At 70.8% G+C, this 20,682-nt stretch carries 15 protein-coding genes; 7 read left to right on the forward strand and 8 right to left on the reverse strand.

Going from position 1 to position 20,682, the window contains the following annotated elements:
- Positions 1-110: 110 nt before the first annotated feature.
- The gene (locus ACFYR3_RS24835; RefSeq protein WP_355847345.1) at positions 111-968 is read right to left on the reverse strand and encodes a helix-turn-helix transcriptional regulator; all 858 of its coding nucleotides are present in this window, start codon (positions 966-968) and stop codon (positions 111-113) included.
- Positions 969-1,446: 478 nt separating this feature from the next.
- Positions 1,447-2,202, reverse strand: coding sequence for a GPP34 family phosphoprotein (locus tag ACFYR3_RS24840; RefSeq protein WP_355847347.1), 756 nt, complete (start codon positions 2,200-2,202; stop codon positions 1,447-1,449).
- Between the two features lie 399 nt (positions 2,203-2,601).
- On the opposite strand from ACFYR3_RS24840, the gene ACFYR3_RS24845 reads away from it, so the two are divergent.
- Both ACFYR3_RS24845 and ACFYR3_RS24850 read left to right on the forward strand, forming a co-directional pair.
- Positions 2,602-5,400, forward strand: a complete 2,799-nt coding sequence (locus ACFYR3_RS24845; protein ID WP_389284747.1) for a D-alanyl-D-alanine carboxypeptidase — start codon at positions 2,602-2,604, stop codon at positions 5,398-5,400.
- Between the two features lie 202 nt (positions 5,401-5,602).
- Positions 5,603-7,528 carry an MFS transporter gene (locus ACFYR3_RS24850; RefSeq protein ID WP_355847353.1) on the forward strand — a complete coding sequence of 642 codons (1,926 nt, stop codon included), beginning with the start codon at positions 5,603-5,605 and terminating at the stop codon, positions 7,526-7,528.
- Between the two features lie 28 nt (positions 7,529-7,556).
- Here the strand turns inward: ACFYR3_RS24850 and ACFYR3_RS24855 are convergent, their stop codons facing one another.
- From ACFYR3_RS24855 to ACFYR3_RS24870, 4 genes are all read right to left on the reverse strand, one after another.
- Positions 7,557-8,492: an alpha/beta hydrolase gene (locus ACFYR3_RS24855; protein WP_355847356.1), complete on the reverse strand. Its 936-nt coding sequence runs from the start codon at positions 8,490-8,492 to the stop codon at positions 7,557-7,559.
- A 177-nt stretch (positions 8,493-8,669) separates the two neighbouring features.
- A complete protein-coding gene (locus ACFYR3_RS24860) occupies positions 8,670-9,560 on the reverse strand; it encodes a MerR family transcriptional regulator (protein ID WP_355847359.1) in 891 nt (296 codons plus the stop codon).
- A gap of 66 nt (positions 9,561-9,626) precedes the next feature.
- Positions 9,627-10,124 carry a glutathione peroxidase gene (locus tag ACFYR3_RS24865; protein ID WP_356780308.1) on the reverse strand — a complete coding sequence of 166 codons (498 nt, stop codon included), beginning with the start codon at positions 10,122-10,124 and terminating at the stop codon, positions 9,627-9,629.
- Between the two features lie 9 nt (positions 10,125-10,133).
- Entirely contained in the window at positions 10,134-11,141 is a 1,008-nt protein-coding gene (locus tag ACFYR3_RS24870) for an ArsR/SmtB family transcription factor (RefSeq protein WP_389284748.1), read from the reverse strand.
- 79 nt (positions 11,142-11,220) lie between these two features.
- Between ACFYR3_RS24870 and ACFYR3_RS24875 the strand changes: the two genes are divergently transcribed.
- Positions 11,221-12,453, forward strand: coding sequence for an MFS transporter (locus ACFYR3_RS24875; protein ID WP_389284749.1), 1,233 nt, complete (start codon positions 11,221-11,223; stop codon positions 12,451-12,453).
- A 131-nt stretch (positions 12,454-12,584) separates the two neighbouring features.
- Here the strand turns inward: ACFYR3_RS24875 and ACFYR3_RS24880 are convergent, their stop codons facing one another.
- Positions 12,585-12,770, reverse strand: coding sequence for a hypothetical protein (locus tag ACFYR3_RS24880; protein WP_355847370.1), 186 nt, complete (start codon positions 12,768-12,770; stop codon positions 12,585-12,587).
- Positions 12,771-13,002: 232 nt separating this feature from the next.
- Between ACFYR3_RS24880 and ACFYR3_RS24885 the strand changes: the two genes are divergently transcribed.
- The gene (locus ACFYR3_RS24885) at positions 13,003-13,302 is read left to right on the forward strand and encodes a hypothetical protein (protein WP_355847373.1); all 300 of its coding nucleotides are present in this window, start codon (positions 13,003-13,005) and stop codon (positions 13,300-13,302) included.
- Between the two features lie 142 nt (positions 13,303-13,444).
- Here ACFYR3_RS24885 and ACFYR3_RS24890 read toward each other — a convergent pair whose 3' ends face one another.
- The gene (locus ACFYR3_RS24890) at positions 13,445-16,666 is read right to left on the reverse strand and encodes an FG-GAP-like repeat-containing protein (protein ID WP_389284750.1); all 3,222 of its coding nucleotides are present in this window, start codon (positions 16,664-16,666) and stop codon (positions 13,445-13,447) included.
- 375 nt (positions 16,667-17,041) lie between these two features.
- Here ACFYR3_RS24890 and ACFYR3_RS24895 point away from each other — a divergent pair, with 375 nt between their 5' ends.
- The 3 genes from ACFYR3_RS24895 (at position 17,042) to ACFYR3_RS24905 (ending at position 20,622) form a co-directional block, all read left to right on the forward strand.
- A complete protein-coding gene (locus tag ACFYR3_RS24895) occupies positions 17,042-18,307 on the forward strand; it encodes a hypothetical protein (RefSeq protein WP_355847441.1) in 1,266 nt (421 codons plus the stop codon).
- A gap of 60 nt (positions 18,308-18,367) precedes the next feature.
- Entirely contained in the window at positions 18,368-18,817 is a 450-nt protein-coding gene (locus ACFYR3_RS24900) for a hypothetical protein (protein ID WP_355847379.1), read from the forward strand.
- Between the two features lie 425 nt (positions 18,818-19,242).
- Entirely contained in the window at positions 19,243-20,622 is a 1,380-nt protein-coding gene (locus tag ACFYR3_RS24905; RefSeq protein WP_389284751.1) for an FG-GAP and VCBS repeat-containing protein, read from the forward strand.
- Positions 20,623-20,682: the final 60 nt, after the last annotated feature.

A 20,682-nucleotide genomic window follows, 5' to 3' on the forward strand; every position in this document is an offset into this window, starting at 1 on the left:
CACTCGACTGGATGGCATATTCCATGGGGGTCTTCCGTGCCGGGGCGGCGACAGTGTAGGGTCCGGCCGCTCATCGGCGGGGGCGGCCTCGCGAGGCCGCCCCGGACCGCTCAGCGCGCGTAGTCCTTCGCGATCTCCGCGATGAAGTGACGCGACTGCTCCACGTTCAGGGCCTGGGCCCGCAGGTGCTCGTACATCACGCTGTACTTCTGGACGTCGTTCGCCTTCTCCAGGTACAGGTCGCTGGTCACGCCCTCGATGTAGACGACGCTGGAGTCGGCCGCGTCGGGGAACTCCAGGATCGCGTACTGGCCGTTCAGGCCCGGGTGCGCCCCCATGTCGAACGGGATCACCTGCACGGTGACGTGCGGCAGTTGGGACTGCTCGACGAGGTACTCCAGCTGGTCGCGCATCAGGGAACGGTTGCCGACCGCCCGGCGCAGGGCGGACTCGTCGAGGACGGTCCACAGGCGCAGCGGGTTGTCCGGGGCGGAGATTCGTTCCTGCCGCTTCAGCCGCACCTGAACGCGCTTGTCGATGTCGGCGGGCGCGGTCTCCGGCAGCGCCCCCGCGATCAGGGCCTCGGCGTACTGCCGGGTCTGCAGCAGACCCGGGACGACCTGCGGGTCGTAGACGCGCAGGCTCGCGGCGTCGGTCTCCAGGCCGATGTAGACGCTGTACGGGATGTCGCCGAAGGAGTGCCACCAGCCCTGCTGGCGCGAGTCCTTGGCCATCTGCATCAGCGAGTCGACGATCCGGTGGTCCTCGACCTCGTAGACCCCGCACAGATCGCGGACGTCGCGCTGGCTGATACTGCGCCTGCCGTTCTCCAGACGGCTGATCTTCGACTGCGAGACCAGCAGGCGCTCGGCGACCTCTTCGGCCGTCATGCCCTTGAGCTCGCGGAGCCGGCGCAGCTCCTGGCCCAGCCGGCGTCGCCGGACGGTGGGATTGACACTTGACGCCACGGGACGTGCACCTCCGGCTGCGGGCCTGTACTTTGCGTATCTGCTGTTGAGCAGATTGCCACCAAGGTGCTTTCTACCGCTGGGAAACGGCGTATATGCGCCGGGTGGGCGCAAGTTCGCAGATTCGGCGTGTATACGCGGCCGTGCGCGGTCCTCCCGGACCCCGCGAACTCCCTTGAGAGATACGGGAGATCGCCGCTGAGGCCACCCGGGCCTACTGGCTGCGGAGGCGGACGCGGTCCCCTTGGAGACATGCTCCCCTCGGATGCGGTCGCGCGGGGCGGTTGGGACCGTGTCGTCGTCCGGACGTACGGTCCCAGCCACCCCGCGCGAGCCGCCGGCTCCCGAACCGGATCATGGGGACTGCGGTGCGGCGCTCATGTCTTGCGGCGGTGCTGGCGGTGCGGGTGCTGTGGGAACTGCGGGTGCTGCGGTACTGCCGGCATTGCTGTGGTGCGGGCCGCCGTGGGGCTGCGGCTCAGTGCGCCACGGCGCGCGCCATCGAACCATGACGCGGTTGCATCGGAACACCGCGCGCGGTCTCCGGTGCGGACCTGACTCCAGCGGTGGCCGGACGGCCTGCCGGTGCCGGGCTGCGGCGTGGCTGTGCGGCCACACCGTTCTGAACGTCCATCACGGCGTGTGCCACGAGGCCGCCCATGGGGTCGTGCCTGATCAGGTCCCGCAGCCGGGAGCGGGACGAACGTCCCTCGTTCCCCGGATACAGGTGCTTGCCGAGACCGACCGCATGGGCCAGCGCGGCGAGCGCCGCGGTCCGCGGGTCCGGCGGGACGCCGGTGCGGATCGCGTTGTCCAGCCGGGTTCTGATCTCCCGGCTGATATCCGTGTCCGTCGCTTGGTAGCGAGTCGTCGGAAGCACCCCGCACATCTGGCCGGCCACGGCATGGACCATGCCGCACCTCTCCAGATGCGAAAGGTAGGTCTGGCGGAGCCCCAGGCGGGGTCCGCCAATCCAGTTGACCGCGCGTACGGGTGCTCCGCGTCGGCGAAGCAGTTCCAACGCACAGTCCAGTGTTGGATCTCCGGTCGGCCGTGGCACCACCACGGCGATACGATCCCCGTCTGGGGCTATCCGTCCGGCCAGCGCCAGCTCCACTAGCTGTGCTCCGGCCAGGCCGAGGTCGAGCGACTGCGGCTGCGCGGTGGTACCCGTGGTCGGGTCCAACGCCAGCAGCAGAAGCTCCTCCGGAATTGTTCTGCGGCTCTTGCCCATCCATGCCTCCCCGCGTGGATGAATGACAGGGTGACCCCTCTCACATTGGTCTGTCGAGGGCGCGTGACCGGAATATGAGGGAACCGGCAGGTATGTCGTTCTCGTCTACCGCAGGAGTCAAGCCCTCACACAGGACACTGGTACATGGTTCGGACAGCGGTGTCCGGGCGGCGGTTCAAGGGTTTGACGGTTCGTTTTCGGCGCGCGGAGGGCGTGCGCCGCATGGAGGAGGCATCGGTGGCGGGCGAGTCCCCCGACAGGTCGAAGCAGCACGAGTCGTCGGCGTCGTCGGCAGAAGCGACGCCGGTGACCCCGGCGTCGGTTCCGAGTCCGGCGCGGTCGGGCGTGCCGGCGTCGACGTCGACCCAGAGCTCGGCCTCGGCCGACCCCCGAATGGCGATGGCCCGTGACAGAGCCGCCACGGTACGGGTGGATCAGGCGACGGCGGTGTTCTCCACGAAGGCGTTGTCGGCGGACGCCTCCCGCACGGTGGACGCCTCCCGCACGGCGGAGCCGGAGCGGACCTCCGAGTCCGCCGACGGTGCCGACGCGGCCGGCGGCAGGACCGTCGAGGGCGACACCCGGCTGCGCGCGGCGGTGGCCGCGTGGGTCGCCGGACCGGACGAGCCCGCTCCGGCGGACGCGACCGACACCGACGCCGGGTCCGACACCGATGCCGGGTCCGAGGGCGCCGACGGAGCCGAGGGCGGTGACGGCGCCACGAACGACGCCGAAGACACCGACACGGAAGACACCGACGCCGACGGGACCGACGTGGACGGGACCGAGGCGGACACGGACGGCGCGGAGCCGGCTGACGACGCCGAGGCGGAGCTTGCCGAGGAGTCGGGCGAGCCCGCGACGTCCGGGAGGGCCGGGGGCACGTCCGACGCTTCCGACGCCTCCGACGTGGCGTCCGACACGGACGAGGAGGCCGCCGCCGAACCCGCCGCCGACCTCGACATCGATATCGACACCGACGAGGAGCCCGAGGCCGACCAGGAGCCGGAAGCCGCCTCCGGCGAGGCTCCCGTGGCGCACGGGCCCGAGGACGAGCCCCGCCCGAAGTCGGCGCTGGACGCCGCCCTCGCGTCCCGAGCCGCCTCCCAGGCCGCCTCCGAGGCCGCCGAAGCCGCCTCCAAGGCCGCGCCCGAGGTCGAGGACGTCCCCGAGCCCGCGGTCGAGGACGAGATCCAGGCCGCCCCCGAGGACGAGCCCGACGCCGCGCCGGACGACGAGCGCGAGGACCGGCCCGCGGCCCCCTCCGCACGAGTGGCCGTATCCGCGACCGAGGACCTGCCCGAGTCCGCCGCCGACAAGCCTCGGACCGCGCCCGAGGGTCGGGCCGACAACGACTCGGATTCCGGCTCCGGCGACGCGACCCAGGACACGGAGACCGACGAGACCCCGGACACGGAGACCGACGAGACCCCGGACACGGAATCCGCCCCCGAGCCCCCCGTCGATCAGCCGACCGCCATCTTCAAGGCCCCGCGGCCTCCGGCCGTGGACCAGCCCACCACCATGCTCAAGCTGGGCGGCGCCACCCGGCGCCCGGCAGCGGAGAAGCCCACGTCCGGGGAGACGGACGCCTCCGTCGAGCCTGCCGCCAAGGCCACCGAGCGGCCGGCGGCCAAGTGGGGCGCCAAGCCCGCCGCCAAGGCCACGGAGCGGCCGGCCGACGAGCGGGGCGCCAAGCCCGTAGATGATCCCGAGCGCACGAGCAGGTTCGTCGCCCTCAAGCCGCTCGACGAGCCCGGCGCCCCGGCCCGGCCGAGGCCCGCTCCCGCCCCGGGGACCGTCGACAAGCCCGCGCCCGCCCCTGGGAGCACCGACAGGCCTGCGGCGGCCACCGCGGCGATCCAGCAGGTCGGCCCCGAGCGCACCACCCAGCTGCCGCTTCCGCCGAAGCCTCCGCTGGACCTGCTGGCCGAGCTGACGAACACTCCGCCGCCGCCGCAGACCCCGGTCCGGACGCTCGTGCGGCGGGTCAAGATCTGGACGCCGCTGGTCCTGCTGCTCGTGGTGATCTTTGCAGTCGCGCAGGCCTTCCGTCCGCTGCCGACGCCGAGTCTCGCGCTCACCGCCGACCAGACGTACACCTTCGACGGCGGCACCCTCGACCTGCCCTGGCCCGGTCAGGGTCAGTCCGCGATCGAGGTGGACGGCGTGGGCAGCCTCGGGACCGACGGCAAGCAGACCCCGTCCCCCACGGCGAGCGTCGCCAAGATCATGACGGCGTACGTGGTCCTTCAGGAGCACCCGCTGAAGGGGAACGAGGACGGCGAGAAGATCACGGTCGACCAGCAGGCCGAGGACGAGTCGAAGCTGCCCGACGAGTCGACGGCGGCCATGTCGAAGGGCCAGCAGTTCACCGAGCGCCAGATGCTCCAGATGCTGATGATCCCCTCCGGCAACAACGTGGCGCGGCTGCTGGCCCGCTGGGACTCCGACAACGCGAGCTTCGTCGCCAAGATGAACGCCGCGGCCAAGGACCTCGGCATGACGAACTCGACGTACACGGACCCGAGCGGTCTGCAGAAGACGACGGTCAGCACGGCCACCGACCAGATCAAGCTGGCCAAGAAGGTCATGAAGAACGACGTGTTCCGCAGCATCGTCGGGATGGCCAGCGCGAAGATCCCCGGTCTTGACACGCCGATCTACAACAACAACGACCTGCTGGTGCAGCAGGTCGGTGTGATCGGCCTGAAGACCGGTTCGTCGACGCCCGCGGGCGGCAACCTGGTGTGGGCCGCGACCAAGACCGTGAACGGCAAGACGCAGACGATCTACGGCGCGGTGATGAACCAGAACGCCGGCACCGGCAAGGTCTGGGACAGCCTCCACCTGGCGCTCGTCAACAGCCAGAAGCTGATCGACAAGGTCCAGAAGAGCCTGACCACCGCCATGGTGGTGAAGAAGGGCCAGGTCGTCGGCTATGTGGACGACCAGCTCGGCGGCCGGACCCCGGTCGTCGCCACCAGGAACATGACGGCGGTCGGCTGGCCCGGTCTGAAGACCGAGCTGTCGATCGGCGAGGGCAGGTCGGCGGTTCCGCACACCGGCAAGGCAGGCACGGTCGTCGGCGAGCTGAGGGTCGGCGACGGTTCCAGCGACGCCGTGACGATCCCCGTCGCGCTCAGGTCCGACCTCGCCGAGCCCGGCCTCGGTGCGAAGCTGACCCGCGTCGGCTGAGCGGACGCGCACACCGATGACGTACGAGCGCACGCATCGGTGACGTACAGCGGGGAGCGGCACCCGCACCGTACTCCGTCGGACGGCGCCCCACTCGGGAGCCGTCCGGCGGTGTGCGTGCTAGCGTCGCGCTAATCGGGGCTGCTCGCGAGCCGCGGGTCCCGGCCCAGAACGGACAACGGGACACGGGGAGTACCTTGCAGTGGCGACAGCGGAGCCGACACACGCCGACGACGCCGATCCGGGCCAGGGAACGGGCCCGCGAATACCGCTGCACGGCGGCACCCGCGAGGCGGTCCGTGACGTAGGCGTAGGCGTAAACGCAGATGTAGACGCAGATGCAGCCGGAGACGCGGCCGCGGGCGGTGGCGATGCCGAGGGTCCCGGTGGGACCGAGGCGCTCGCGCCGGGCGGCGGCAAGCTGCTGGACCTCTTCCGCCGCTATCCCGTCCTTCTCTTCACCGCCCTCGCCGGCGTACTCCACATTGTGTGGTTCTTCACGTTCGCGAACAGTGGCGGTGACCTGGCGGCTCAGGACGCGTGGGCGGAGTTCGTCGGCCGGCACCCGGACTCGGCGTACAACCTCGCCTGGTACGGCGGGATGCACCCGGTCTCGTACAGCGTGGTGTCGCCGTATCTGATGTCGGTGCTCGGCGTCCGCACGACGATGATGATCGCCGGGACGCTCTCGGCCGGCCTGCTGACGATGATCCTCGTCCGCAGCCGAGCCGTCCGGAACCCGATGGCTCCGGTGCTCGCGGGTGTCTTCGCACTCTTCTGCAACGCCATCTCGGGTCGCGTGACCTACGGTCTCGGCACGATGTTCGCGCTCGCCGCGGTCGCCGTCGTCTTCTGCTGGCCGCACCGCTGGCGCTACAAACGCTGGGCGAAGGCCCTGTGCGCCGCGCCGCTCGCCGCGCTCGCGACGGCCGCCTCGCCGGTCGCCGGACTCTTCGTGGGCCTGCTGGCGGCGGCGATGTTCCTCCAGAAGCGCCGCCCCGGCGCCTACGCCCTCGGTATCGCTCCGGTGATCGTGGTCGGGCTCTCGGCCCTGCTGTTCCCCTTCTCGGGCACCCAGCCGATGACCTTCTTCTCGGTCATCCTGCCGCTCGCGTGCGCGGTCTCGGTCTATTTCCTGGTCCCCAAGGAGTGGACGACGGTCCGGATCACGGCGGCGGTGTACGGCCTCTCAGTGGTCCTCGTCTGGCTGATCAGCTCCCAGATCGGCTCGAACATCACCCGCCTGGCGATGCTCTTCGCGGGCGTCGCGCTGATCGCCGCACTGCCCTTCACCGTGCCGAAGTCGCGCAAGTGGTACGCCGTCGTCGTCGCCTTCGTCGGATTCAACGGATGGATCGGCTTCAAGACGGTCGACGACATCGTGCACACCACCCCGGCGGCGTCCTGGGCGCGCGAGCTGGCCCCGCTCGTCAACCAGCTCCAGGTGGTGGACGCCGAGAAGGGCCGCGTCGAGGTGGTCCCCGCCCGCTCGCACCGCGAGGCGTCCGCCCTGGCCCCCTACGTGAACCTCGCCCGCGGCTGGAACCGTCAGGCCGACATGGAGCGCAACCCGCTCTTCTACGACGACACGCTCAACTCCGCGAACTACCACGAGTGGCTGCAACGCTGGGCCATCCGCTACGTCGTGCTGCCCAAGGGCGAACCGGACGGCGACGGCGGCCAGCGCGAACGTGAGCTCGTCCAGCGGGGCATGCCCTATCTCCGGCAGATCTGGGGCGACGCCAACTGGCAGCTCTTCACCGTCACCGACCCCACCCCGCTCGCCGAACCGCACGCCGTCGTCGACCTGGCCGAGCAGGGCGAGCTGACCATCGAGGTGAAGGAGGCGGGCCGCATCCTCATCCGCATCCCGTACTCGCCGTGGCTGAGCATCGTCGACGAGGACGGAAAGAGCCTGAAGCCGCCGCAGGAGACGAAGGCGTCGAAGGGCCGCGCGGACGGCACCCCGAAGACGTACGACAACCTCAACGGCTGTCTGATGGCGACGCAGGAGACCGCGGCGGGCGACACGTGGACGGAGCTGCTGGCCCCGAAGCCGGGCACCTACCGGCTCGCGGCGCCGTACCAGCTCCCGCGCGGGACACCGTGCCCGGAGGAGTTGCGCTGAGCCCCTGCCGCCGGTGCCGCAACAGGCACTAGAACCGCTCGAACGGCCCGCAGTACGGCAGGCCCGCGTCCTCCGGTCGCTGGTCGCGGAAGAACCGGACGAGCAGGTCGCAGAAGTCCTGGGGCCGCTGGAGATGGGCCAGATGGCCGCACTCCGCGATCGTGGTGAAGCACGCGCCCGGCAGGTCCGCCGCCACGGAGCGGACCAGGTCGGGCGTGGCGAGCGTGTCGTGCTCGCCGGTGAACACGAGATACGGGACGGCGGGGACGGGCGCGCGCCGGTACCACTCGTGGGCCAGCAGCCGCCGGTTCCGCTCGACCGTCACGGCGACGTCGCGCGGGGTCTGCGCCGCGAACTGCTGGTACATCAGCCGGGTCAGCGCGGCGTGCTTGCGTACGGTGCGGTCGCCGGGCGGCGGCACGAAGCACCGTACGAACTCCTCGGCGGTCTCCTCGACGCGGCCCTCCTCCAAGAGCCGCACCCATCCCACGAGCGCCTCGGCGAACCAGCCCGGAATGTGGTCCGACACCCCCTGCACGGCGACCCGGCGCAGCAGCTCCGGACTCCGCTGGGCGAGCCGGAGCCCGACCGCACCGCCGTAGCACCCCGCGTAGAGGTTCACCGGGCCGAGCCCGAGTTCGCGAAGCATGTGCCCCGCGCACTCCGCGAGGAAGTCGATCCCGTGCTCGGCGGGCAGGAAGTCCGCGTCCCCGAACCCGGGCAGATCCACCGTGACGACGGTGCCGAGCTCCCCGAGCCACCGCTCGTGCCGCATCCACGAGTACCGCGTCTGGTCCGACCCGCCGAGCACGAGCAGCGGCTCCGTGACGGGGGTGCCGTGCCGGGCGATCCGGGCGGTGTACGCGTAGCCCTCCCACCAGAGCCGGTGTTCCGCCACTTCCGTGGATTCCCCTCCTCCCGGCGGCGGGGCGAGAACGTTGACCGAGGAAGTGACAGTAGGCACAGCGAACTCCCGAGAGCGGACGAGACCACCGAAACTCCCACTCGTACACGGACACCGGGTGAGGCGCCGCAATGACACACGAAGGTGGGTGCTGCACCACACGAAGGTGGGCGCGGCGCGGCAGTCGCGCCACGCCACGCCCTGGCCTCACTTCACTTCACGCCGCCTCACGCCACTTCACTTCGCGTCACTTCGGTCACTTCGCTTCACCGGGAACGCCACATCGCACACCGCGTCCTCGGGCCCCGCCGCGTCCCAGTCGGCGAAGTAGATCTCCCGGCACGGGCCGTCGACGGACAGTCCCCGCTCGGTGACCCAGCTCTCGACCGCCTCGAAGGCGGCGAGGATCTGCGGGTGGGCGACCTGGGCCTTGCTGATGCGGACGTAGGCGATGTGCCGGGCCGGCTCGACCCGGACCTCGACCCCGGTGGCCCGGCCCTGCCGCTGTGCCCAGGCCCGTGCCGCGGCCTCGTCGGCGACCGGCACGCACGCCTCCGCCGGTCCGTCGCTCTCCACGCCGACCTCGGCGTGGTACACGACGAAGGGCGGCCCCGTGACACCGCCGGCCTCCCGGGCGCCCTCCTCCAGCCGCCCCAGCGACCCGGGGATCCACACCGGCAGCTCGGGCGCCAGGACGTGCCGCTTCTCGGTCAGCACGACGTGCTCGGGCACCTCGGCGGTCTCGACGGCGAACTTCTCGTACATCTCGGAACTCCTCCCGGAAAGACGTCCACGGAGGTAGTCGGCGAGCGCCCGCTGCGAAGCGAACCGGGCCTCGGCACCGTCCCAGTACGCGGCCAGCAGCGCGGCCGCGTCGGCACCGCGCGCCTCCACCACGTCCGCGATCCGGGCCAGCGGCATGTCCAGCTGGCGCAGCAGCGCGACGAGCCGGGCCCGTTCGGTCTGCTCGGCGCGGTAGTAGCGGTAGCCGCTGACCTCGTCGACGTATGCCGGAAGCAGCAGCCCCAGCCGGTCGTACAGCCGCAGGGCCTTCGCCGAGAGCCGCGCCCGCGAGGCGAACGCGCCGATGGTGAGCAGGTCCTTGTCCACCCTGTCATCCTCCGTCACCGGGCGCCTTCCGCCCGGTGACAAGGACGCTCCCCCTTGCCCCAGGGGCAAGGTCAACGGCAGGGCTCAGCCGATCGCCTTCTCGACCGCGGAGACGAGCTCGGCCGACTCCGGCTCGGTCTTCGGAGAGAAGCGGCCGACGACGCTGCCGTCCCGCCCGATCAGGAACTTCTCGAAGTTCCAGCGGATGTCGCCGGAGTGCCCCTCGGCATCCGCGGTGCCCACCAGACGCTCGTACAGCCCGTGCCGCGCGTCGCCGTTCACCTCGACCTTCTCGGTCATCGGGAAGGTCACGCCATAGGTCGCGGAGCAGAACTCGGCGATCTCCTCGGAGCTGCCGGGCTCCTGCCCGAGGAACTGGTTGCAGGGCACGCCGAGGACGGTGAAGCCCTGGTCGGCGTAGCGCGCGTGCAGCTGCTCAAGACCGGCGTACTGCGGGGTCAGTCCGCACTTGGAGGCCACGTTCACGATGAGGACGGCCTTGCCCGCGTACTGGGACAGATCGGCGGAGCCCCCCTGGAGGGCTCCGATCTCGACGTCGAGCACAGAGTTGTCAGTAGTCATAAGCGGATGCTAACTCCGGTAGATGGCGGTCCCGCCGGTCCCGCCGGTCCGTCCCTCGCCCTGCGCTGTGACAAGCACCTCACCGGCGGCCGTCCGCGAGTACAGCACCGACCGTCCGGCCCGCCGCCGCTCCACGAGTCGCGCGTCCAGCAGCACCCGCAGATGCCGTCCGACCGACCCCAGACCCTGCCCGGTCACGGCGACCAGCTGACTGGTGGACAGGGGCGAGTCGAGGCGGACCAGCACACCGGCGCGGGCCGTCCCGAGAAGTACCCCGAGACTCTCCGGCACCGCCGCCGCCCGTACGTCGGCCAGCGCCCCCGTGCACGGGTAGACGACGGCGTAGCGGCGGGACTCCTCCCAGGACACCCATCCGGCCTTCGGTGTGACGGGCACGAAGACGAGCTGGGCGCCGGAGATCTCGCGCGGCGGGTACTCGTGGAGGTTGACCTGGAGCCGGTTGCCGCCGAGCCAGCGTGTCCCCGGCCGCAGCCCGTCCAGGGCCGCCGCCCAGCCGCCCTGGCTCAGCTGCGCGGTCCGCGCCACCACATCGGCCTCCAGGACGCGCCGCCGCCGTTCCCAGTCAGGACGTACGGACTCCTCCCAGACGGCGGTGAGCAGCGCGGCGGCCCGCTCGGGCAGATCGTCGCGGTCCGCGAGACCGGCGGGCAGCGGGCCGCCCACCGAGCGGGCGAGATGGGCACGGGCGTCCTGGTTCGAGGCCTCCCGCACCCGGGCGACCTCGGCCTCGAAGGTCTCGTCGCCGTACGGGGTCGGGGTCAGGAAGTCGGCGATCCACTCCGGCCCGAGCCCGCAGCGCACGAGGAGCGCGGTGACGGGGTCGGCGGCCAGCCGCTCCCGGTACGCCGGCAGATGGACGCCCAGCCAGGCGCGCTCACCGGGATGCGTGGCGGCCCCCGCGTGCAGCAGCTTCAGACAGGCGAACGTCTCGGCGAGCGGCGACAGCACGAAACGGCTGCCGGCGAGCGTGTCGGCGTTCACCTGCCACCAGCCCATGCCCGCACCCTGCTTCCTCGATGTTTCGCCCCTGTGCGAAACAATATCGACCGCTCGTACGGCCCCCCAGACTCCCCGCATGCGCAGCTACTCCGAGCTCTTCCGCACGCGGGAGTTCACCCCGCTGTTCCTGTCCTCCTGTTTCAGAACCGCCGCCTCGACGGTGAGCGGTCTGGCCCTCGGCACCCTGGTGTACCGGGCGACCGATTCGCCGCTGCTCACCGCGCTCAGCATGTTCGGCCCCTCGCTCGCCCAGATGGTCGGCGCGACCACCATGCTCTCGGCCGCCGACCGGCTGCCGCCGCGCGCGACGGTGGCGGGCATCGCGCTCCTCTTCGGGCTCGGCACGGCGGCCGTGGCGATCCCCGGTCTCCCGATCTGGGCGATCTTCGCCGTTCTCCTGCTCCTCGGCCTGATCCAGTCCTTCGGCGGCGGGGTCCTGTGGGGCCTGCTGAACGAGATCCTCGCCAAGGAGGGCTATCTGCTGGGGCGTTCGGTGTTCAACATGATGAGCGGGATCGCCCAGATCACCGGATACGCGACCGGTGGCGTCCTCGTGGCCCTGCTGTCCCCGCGCGTCACGCTCCTGCTGGCGGCCGGGCTGTACCTCGCGGCGGCCCTGACGGCGCGGCTCGGCCTGACACCCCGCGCACCCCGCGCCCTGGGCCGCCCGTCCATCGCCCGGACCTGGCGTACGAACGCCCGCCTCTTCTCCTCACCGGAACGCCGCACCCTCTATCTCCTGCTCTGGGTGCCGAACGGCCTGGTCGTCGGCTGCGAATCGCTGTACGTGTCGTACGCGCCGAGCCGGGCCGGCGCGCTGTTCGCCTTCGCGGCCCTCGGCATGTTCGTCGGGGACGTGACGACAGGCCGTCTGCTGTCACCACGGGTACGCGCCCGTCTGGGCGTCCCGTTCCTGCTGCTGCTCGCGACGCCGTACCTCTTCTTCGTCCTTCGTCCGGGCGTGGCCGTGGCGGCCGGCCTCGTCGCCGTCGCCTCGATCGGCTTCGGGTCGAGTCTGATCCAGCAGGAGCGGCTGGTGGCCCTGATCCCCGACGAGCTCAGCGGCCACGCCCTCGGACTCCACACGGCGGGCATGCTCACGATGCAGGGCGTGAGCGCGGCACTGGCGGGCGGTATCGCCCAACTCGCCTCGCCCGGAACGGCGATGACAGTCATGGCCGCCGCCTCGGTCGCCGTGACGCTGAGCCTGGCCCCCTCGCTGCTCCGTCGTCGCGCCGTCCCTCCGGAGAGCCGGCGCCCGGAGCCGTCCGCACCAGGAGGACGGCAGCCAGAGGTGAACTCTCCCTGAATCAAGGAAAGTTGTACGACAGGGGGCCACAACCGCCCATCCCCGCCGGTGTCGAACTCTCCGGCGCAGGGACCCGGTCCCCTCTCCGCACGGAGGCGGGGCCCGGTGGGGCCGAGGGCCGACGGGAGCCGTCAGCGATACAGCCTCTTGCGGACCCACAGAAGCCCGGTCACGGCGCCGACGACAACCATGTACGCCGTCAGCGGCCCGTCGTTCAGCAGGAGCCCCGGCGAGGCGATGGCGGCCACGATGAGCAGCCATCCGCAGCCGGCCACCACGAGATCCGCTGCGTCAGGACGCCGCCGTCCGTCTCCCATCCCACCCCAACTTCCTTTTGTCCGAATCCTGTTCTGGAGCGTACGGGGATTTTCGCAGGCGCCGGTGTGCCTCCGCGCGCTCTGTCCGGTGCGGCTCGGCGGGTGGAACGATCTCGGTGCTCGGCACCGGCGGGGGAACGCCTTTGGCCGTCGTGGAGGTGTGTGCGGCCCCGAGTGGATGTTTGCTGGTCCGAGAACGGCGTAGGCCACTACGAGCAGTAAGGGGCTGGACATGGCAATGGTGATGTCGATGCACTGGGCAGGAGTCACGCCGGAGCAGTACGACACCGTGCGGGACGCGGTCGACTGGGAACAGGTGCCGGCGGCCGGTGGTCAGATGCATGTGGCCTGGTTCGACGCCCAGGGACTGCACGTCACCGACGTCTGGGAATCCCAGGAGGCGTTCGAGGCCTTCTTCGCCGAACGGCTCGCACCCGCGATCCAGAAGGCCGGCCTGACCGGTGAACCCGAGACCGCCTTCAGCCCGCTCCACCGGCGCTTCATCGCCCCCGAGATCAGTGGTGCCGCATAGGGACACGGCACGCCGTTTCCGACCCGCGAAGAAGAACCGACGCTTCGTGGAGCGGCCCCGACAGCATGCTGTCGGGGCCGCTCGTCGACTCCACCACCGACCTGCCCGGGGCCGCCGGCGGGCGTCAGGAGGTCGATCTTCGTCAGATGACGGCCCGGTACCCCTGCCAGCCCGTCGCGATCTTCGTACGCCCGCCGAACGACCCCTTGCCGTCGCCGCCGTTGCGGTACAGGTTGCCGCCGGTGTCGCGCGAGACGAGGTCCGCCCTGCCGTCGCCGGTGATGTCGCCGACTCCCACGATCGCGTTGTAGGAGGAACCCCAGGCGGAGAACACCTTCGCGCCGGCCCCGAACGTGCCGTTGCCCTTGCCGTAGTACCGGTACAGGTTGTTCGACGTGTCCTGGGCGAGAAGGTCGCCGATGCCGTCCCCGTTCAGGTCACCGGCCCCGACGACCTTCTTGTACGTCTTCCAGTTGCCGTACAGCTTCACCCGCGCCGACAGGGTCCCCGCGGTCGTCCCCGTGTACAGGTACACCGCTCCGGTGGACGTCTCGCGCGTGATCAGGTCGGGACGGCCGTCGCCGGTGACGTCCCCCGGCGAGGTCAGCACGTCGTACTGGCTCCAGCCGGACGTACCGAGCGAGGTGTACGGCGTCGAGGGCGTCGGTGCCGCTCCACAAGCCGGGCGGTAGGCGCGCAGGGCTCCGCTGCTCAGCCGGACCAGGACGTCGTTGCAGCGGTCACCGCTGAGGTCGCCGAAGGGCACGAACCTCGCGGTGGTCGGCCAGCCGGAACCGGAGACCTTGCTGCCCAGCGTGCCCGTGCCGGTGCCGCGCTGGATGGTGAGGGTGCCGGAGGAGTCGAGGGTGAGGAGGTCGCCGACGCCGTCCTTGCCCGCGTAGTCGCGCGGTGCCGCCGCTCCGGCCGTCACCCCGATGGCCCCGGAGAGGGCGAGGGCGGCACCCTGTCCGTCGGCGGGCTGAGCGGTGAGCGTCCAGGTGTAGGCGCCGTTGGTGACGAGACGGCCCGCGGAGTCCTTGCCGTCCCAGGCCGCTTTCAGCGAACCGCCGGCGGCGGACCCCGACACGGTACGCACGGTGGCGCCGGACGACTTGCGGCGGATGGTCACCTTCCAGGAGGCCGCGGGCTTCGACAGCCACCAGGCGCCGGACCAGCTCGCCGCCCCGGCGGTGACCGTGGAGTCGATGGCCGACAGCGCGGATGCCGGAACGCCGGTCGGTACGAGGTGGACGCGCTGCTCGCGGTCGGCGTAGGCGACGCCACCGCCGAAACGGTCCACGGTCCAGGTCGTGCCCACCCCCACGTTGTCCCGGCCGAGGTCGGTCCAGTCGGCGAGCTTGCGGCTCGGCAGATCCGTGTAGTCGCCGCTGGACGGCAGCCCGCCGTGCAGGTCGACGAGCTTCAGCCCGCTGACCGACTGGGTGTTGCCGACGCGCTCGACGAGGTAGCCGTCACCGAGCAGGACCCTGCCCGCCGGGGCGGTGGCGGTGCGCTTCGCCGTACGGTCGTAGACGCCCGAACCCTTGACGGTGCCCCAGTCGTCCACACAGGTCCAGTACACCCAGCGGCCCACGGCCTGAAGGCTGGACGGAGTACAGCCGTTGCGGGTGGTGAAGGACTCCACCGCGGTGCCGGACGGTAGCCGGGTGGCCGTGACCTTGCCTCCCGTGCCGGCGCCGCTCCACAGGGTGTCGCCCCAGACGGCCGCGGCGACCCTGTCGCGCTTCTGCAGGACCTTGCCCGCCGAACCGTCGGCGAACTCACCGATGTACTGGTTGCCGGAGGAGGCGCCGTCCACGACCGCGTACCGCCCGGAGAGGTCCTGGAGTTCAGGGCTGTCGTCGCCCGTGTCGAGGGTCGGGCCCCAGCCGGTGGCGCCGTTGGCGCGCAGCATGGTGAGGCCGGACTCGGTGGAGTCGCGCCGGCCGTGGCGGCCGGTGCCGTCGGCGAACATCTTGATGCAGCGGGTGGCACCGCCGGTGCAGTCGCCGTCCCAACCGCTGACCAACCCGTCCACGCTGGTCCTGACGACGCTCGGGGTGCCGCTCGTGGTGAGCCAGGTGCTGCGATAGGCACCGAGGATCGTGTTCGGCTCGTACAGCGTGCTGTTGTCGGCGGTGGTGAGGATGCCGCTGCCGAGCGAGAGGCCGTTGATCTGCGCGGGCATCGGCTGCACGGCGGTCAGACGGCTGCGGGTGACCGAGCCGTCGGCCGCCCGGCCGATCCGGTACACACCCCAGTCGAGGTCGCCCTGCTCGACGTACCGATCGGCGCCCGCCACGAGGACGGAGCCGTCCGGCGCCTGGACGATCTGCTGGGCGGCCGGATCCATGACCTTCGTCAGGTCGGTGTCCGTACCGTCCGAGGTCAGGGCCCACAGCGGCTGGCCCCGGTACTTGTTGTCGCCGGGCGACACCGGTTCGACACCGAGCAGTTTGTCGCCGATGATCCCGTACGCGGCTTGGTAGCTCAGGGAACCCGTGTCGAAGGTACGCGGCGCGGCGGACAGGTCGTCACGGTCGTACACGTCCGCCTTGCTGCGCCCGCCGCGCAGCCGCAGGACGGAGTCGGTGCCCAGCCGGAAGCCGGTCACCTCCCAGCCGTTCTCCGGGTCGACCCGGTCGGGCAGCGTGCTGAACACGCCGGTGGCGAGGTCGACGATGCCCCAGTGGCTCCAGCCCGACTCGTTGTCACCGGTGTCGTAGCGGAGGATGACGGACCGGGCGTCGCCGTCCTCGACGAACACGTTTCCCGCGCCGTCCGGCAGCCCGGTCACGGGTGTCTGCGCGACCTCGCCTCCGCCCTGCACGCGCCACAACTGGTAGGCGTTCGGGTTTCCGTTGCCGCCGGTGCTGCTGCTGGTCAGGACGGTGTCGCCGAAGGTGCCCTGGTAGGTGTGGCCCTCGGGCACGGGCACCACACGGGTGTCCTGCGAGGTGCCCGCGCCGCGGAGGAGGGTGACCTGTGCGTCCTCTTCGGAGTAGAGGGCGACGGTGTCGGACCCCTTGCCGTAGTAGCCGGTCCGGAACGAGGCGGCCGCACTGAAGTGGCCGCTGTCGATGTCGTACTGGACGGGGACGTCCAGCCGCTGCTCCAGTGCGGTCGTGGCGCCGGTCGCGTAGTCCGTCCACAGGAGCCGGTCGTCGCCCTCCTGGGCCCAAAGGAACCCGCCGGCACCCGCGTTGAGGATCTGTGTGGCTCTGGGGACGGCACGCGGAGCGGCGGGCAGCACGAGCTCTCCGGCCGCACCGGGCTGCGGGGCGGCCGCCGCCGGGAACGGCACGGAGGCGAGCGGGATGCTGAGGGCCAGCGCCGTCGCGAGGACGGCCGCGGTACGTGCCACTGGAGCACCGCGACGTGCTGAGCCTGCGTCGAGAGCCGCTCTGAGTCGGTTTCCGTGTCGGCGACGGCCGAATCGGGCCACGGTTCCTCCTGAAGGCAACAAGAAGGCATGGCGGGACGTACGACGTTGCCCTGGCGTTCCCCGGCCCCCCGGCCGCTCCCCCCACACGCGTGACCGGAGCCTAACAGCATGCTCATGACTAACCGTCACTGTCGTGGTGGCCGCGGGTTGCCGGCCGACTGCGGGGGCCCGGCCGCCGGTCGGACACCATGGCGCGCCACCACCGCACGCCTGAACTGACAGCACCCATGCGACACTTGCGCCACCTTGAATGTGACGGCACGGTAACGTGCGGATGGAGCGGCGTCGTTGAGCGTGACTCTTGCAGGACAGATAGACATCGCGGGACCGGTGGGCAAGCTGCTCCACCGGCGCCCGCTCAAGAACGAGACCGTGATGCAGTCGTTCGGCATCGACCCGGTGTCCGGCGACATCTTCACCCTCCAGCTGATGGAAGGGGGGCTGACCCTCAGCGGTGAGTCCGGTCCGGTGTCCTACGACGACCGGAACCTCCACGGCGACATGTGCGTGACCCGCCTCAACCGGTCGGGCGCGATCACCGGGTACATGTACCTGCGGGGCTTCGGCCACGGCGTCAACCTGGGTGTCGAGAACCGCAGCGGAGTCATCCGCCTGTGGACCGAGACCGCGTCCGTGAAGAACTCGAAGAACGAGGGCTTCGGCACGGCCGTCACCAACTTCGACTTCCGGTCCGGGACGGTGCTGGACTACGGGTCCTCCCTGCACAGCACGCCGTACACGCCCGCGACGGGGGCCCTCTTCGTCACCCCCACCATCGACCGCAGCACCAACGAACTCATCGTCCGGTTCACCATCAACGGCAACCAGACGTACTTCGAGCGGTACGACCTGACGCAGGCGGCGGCGGGGGTCTTCACGCCTCTCCAGCGCCTGGCGCAGCCCACCGGACTGGGCACCTTCCAGGGGTACGCGTCCCACAGCGGCGTGCTGTACCTGCTCAACGGCGAGGCCTACAGCAGCACCAACCCGGCGCCGGGCAACACCTACATCACCGCCCTCGAGTGGGCCACCGGGAACGTCCTCGACCGGCAGTTCATCACCGCCGCGCCGGGTCTCGAATGGCGCGAGCCCGAGGGCATCACCGTCGAGGTCGTGAGCGGCGTGCCGTATCTCCACTTCGGCTTCGCCTGCGAGGACACCGGACCGCGCACCTGCACCATCGCGTCGTTCTCCGGGGCCCCCGAGGTCGACGGCGTCAAGGTGCTCACCGACTGGCAGACGATCCCTCTCGCCTCCGGCGTCACCGCCGACCAGAACGCCCCCAAGGGACGCCTCATCAGCGTCAGCGGCACCACGACGCTGCAGCTCAGCGGCGGGATCAAGGGCAGCTTCGACGCCGACGCGGTCATCGGCACCCTGCCCGACACCCTCTCCCCGAGCATGGCGACGCGCTGCAGCGTTCCGCGCAACAACGTCGGCGGCTACTGCGTCGCCCGGGCCGAGGCCGGCATCGACCGCCAGCTGCGCCTGTTCGGCGGGAACTCCAGCAACGTCATCACCTGGGCGCAGCTCGACAACTTCAGCGCCGTCTGGCGCTGACCGCGCCGCTCACCACCCGCCCTTCTTCCGCACACGGCCTCGTCAAGGAGACCAACGACCATGTCCCACAGCCGCCGTAGCATCCTCGGTGCCGCCCTCGGCCTGCCCGCCGCTGTCGCCGTCACCGGCCTCGCCACCGCCACCCCCGCGGCCGCGGCCGCCGTCGACGCCACCGCGTGGACCGATCTGGTGCTGGAGTCCGGCATCACCCCGCAGACCGGTGCGACTCCGCAGGTCCGCACCGTCACCATCCTGGGCACCACGTTCCTCCAGGCCCGCGGCGCGATCACCTGCAGCCTCAGCGCGGACACCAAGATCGCCACGCTGCCCGCGTCGATGACGCTGCCCACCGGATACATCCGTGCCACGGCCCCCCGGAACAACAGCCAGGGCATCAACGCCTGCCGCTTCGAGGTGAACACCGCCGGTTCCGTGACCATCTACGGCGCCAACAGTGGCAACCCGATCACCTGGGTCCAGTTCGACTCGGTCCAGGCGATCTGGCGCTGACGACGATCCGGCGCTGACGACAGGAGCCCCTGTCGCACGAACCGCCGCGACAAGTGCGGGAACCCGGACGGATCGCCGGCTGCCGGGGATGCCGGTCGCCGCTCCCCGGGTCTCCCGCACCCACCCGCCCGCGGGTGTCGACCGCGGATGCCAAAGGCCCCGAACCACGATCGGTCCGGGGCCTTTCCCCTGCGCCTTCGGGAGAAGCCGGGTCCGGTGGAGGGGTTGAAACAGGCGTTGAGCCGGGGCCACCTGCACCTCGGGGCTGCCAGGGCCGCGTCTGCTCGGCTCTGCCTGGGGCGACGGATCGGTTACCGACGCCGCCCTGTCGTACAACCGTTCGCCACCTTCGGTGGTCACTGTGGCGCAGCCCTGATCTGAACGACACATGTCCGTGGGCTGATGAGGGATGAAAAGGCGGACGTATGAGCAGAGTTCGAAAGCTGGCCGTGCTGGCCACCGTCACGGCCGCGTCGCTGGGTACGGCCGTGCTGGGCGCGGGCGCTCCCGCCGGTGCCGTGCCGGGTTCCAAGGCACCGGCGGCCGGCAAGTCGGCCGACTTCAACGGGGACGGCTACGGCGACCTGGCCGTCTCGGCGAACGGCTACGTCGCGGTCATGTACGGGACGAAGACAGGTCTCAGCGCCTCCCGGCACCAGGTGCTGGTGGCCAATCCGGGTTCCAGCGACGGAGGCTACAACTCCGGCTTCGGCGACTCGATGGCAACGGGGGACCTGGACGGCGACGGCTACGACGACCTGGTGGTGGGCTTCGACCGCCTGGCCCCGGCGGTGTCGATCTTCTGGGGCGGCCCCAAGGCACTGTCCGGCCGCACGCCCCTCTCGTTCACGTCGAAGCACTCCAGCCCGATGATCGTGGGCGACTTCGACGGCGACGGCGAGAACGACCTCGTCGCCGCCGGGAGCGTGGGCGGCGACGGCAGCGAGGAGACCAGGCTGTTCCGGGGCCCGTTCGGCCGGGACGGCACGAACGCCTCGACCAGCGTCGTGGACACGAAGATCGATCCTGGAAGTCTGGCGGCCGGGGACGTCAACGGCGACCACGTGCCCGACCTGCTTTCCGTGGGAAGACGCGGCGACAGGGCCGACGCCTCCCTGGTCCTCGGTTCGAAGAACGGCTTCGGGCCCGCCAAGGTGTTCTACACCATGGTCAACTCGGGGAGCATCGCGGACGTCGACGGTGACGGCTACGGGGACGTCGTCCTCGGTGCCGGGCTGGAGGGGTACCAGCCGAAGGGTGTCGTGGGCGGTTCGGTCGTCGTCGAGTACGGCAGTGCGGGGGGCGTGAGCACCACCCGCAAGCCGGTGCGCATCAGCCAGGACACCGTCGGCGTGCCCGGCACCGGCGAGAAGTACGACCGGTTCGGCTACAGCCTGGACACCGGCGACGTCGACGGCGACGGCTACGCCGACGTCGCGATCGGAGTGATGCAGGAAAGCATCTCCGGCGTCAGCACGACCGGCGCGGTGACCGTGCTGCGCGGCTCGTCCAGGGGACTGACCGCGACCGGCGCCGTGTCCTGGCACCAGAACACCGCCGGAGTGCCGGGAGTCAACGAGTCGCACGACATGTTCGGCTCGCAGGTCTCCCTCCTCGACATGAACGGTGACGGACGAAGCGAGCTTGCCACCGGCACGGACAGCGAGAACTGGTACGAGGGCAACCTCTGGTACTTCAGGTCGGGCACCAAGGGCCTGACCACGAACCAAGTCGTCTCCATCGGCCCCAAGACCGTTGGACTGGCGGCCAAATACCGCTACTTCGCCCGCTCGATGACCAAGTAACCCCACACCCGGACCGGCCCAGGTCGGGGTACGGGAGGACCTCGGCGCACGGCGCGCCGG

The sequence above is a fragment of the Streptomyces sp. NPDC005784 genome (genome assembly GCF_042871525.1).
GTDB lineage: Bacteria > Actinomycetota > Actinomycetes > Streptomycetales > Streptomycetaceae > Streptomyces.

What these genes read in the sequence shown, in the direction of transcription:
- ACFYR3_RS24840 (WP_355847347.1), bottom strand. Translation starts at nt 2,202, where the DNA reads ATGGGCAAGAGCCGCAGAACAATTCCGGAGGAGCTTCTGCTGCTGGCG.
- ACFYR3_RS24845 (WP_389284747.1), top strand. Translation starts at nt 2,602, where the DNA reads ATGGCCCGTGACAGAGCCGCCACGGTACGGGTGGATCAGGCGACGGCG.
- ACFYR3_RS24865 (WP_356780308.1), bottom strand. Translation starts at nt 10,124, where the DNA reads ATGACTACTGACAACTCTGTGCTCGACGTCGAGATCGGAGCCCTCCAG.
- ACFYR3_RS24870 (WP_389284748.1), bottom strand. Translation starts at nt 11,141, where the DNA reads ATGGGCTGGTGGCAGGTGAACGCCGACACGCTCGCCGGCAGCCGTTTC.
- ACFYR3_RS24875 (WP_389284749.1), top strand. Translation starts at nt 11,221, where the DNA reads ATGCGCAGCTACTCCGAGCTCTTCCGCACGCGGGAGTTCACCCCGCTG.
- ACFYR3_RS24880 (WP_355847370.1), bottom strand. Translation starts at nt 12,770, where the DNA reads ATGGGAGACGGACGGCGGCGTCCTGACGCAGCGGATCTCGTGGTGGCC.
- ACFYR3_RS24885 (WP_355847373.1), top strand. Translation starts at nt 13,003, where the DNA reads ATGGCAATGGTGATGTCGATGCACTGGGCAGGAGTCACGCCGGAGCAG.
- ACFYR3_RS24900 (WP_355847379.1), top strand. Translation starts at nt 18,368, where the DNA reads ATGTCCCACAGCCGCCGTAGCATCCTCGGTGCCGCCCTCGGCCTGCCC.
- ACFYR3_RS24905 (WP_389284751.1), top strand. Translation starts at nt 19,243, where the DNA reads ATGAGCAGAGTTCGAAAGCTGGCCGTGCTGGCCACCGTCACGGCCGCG.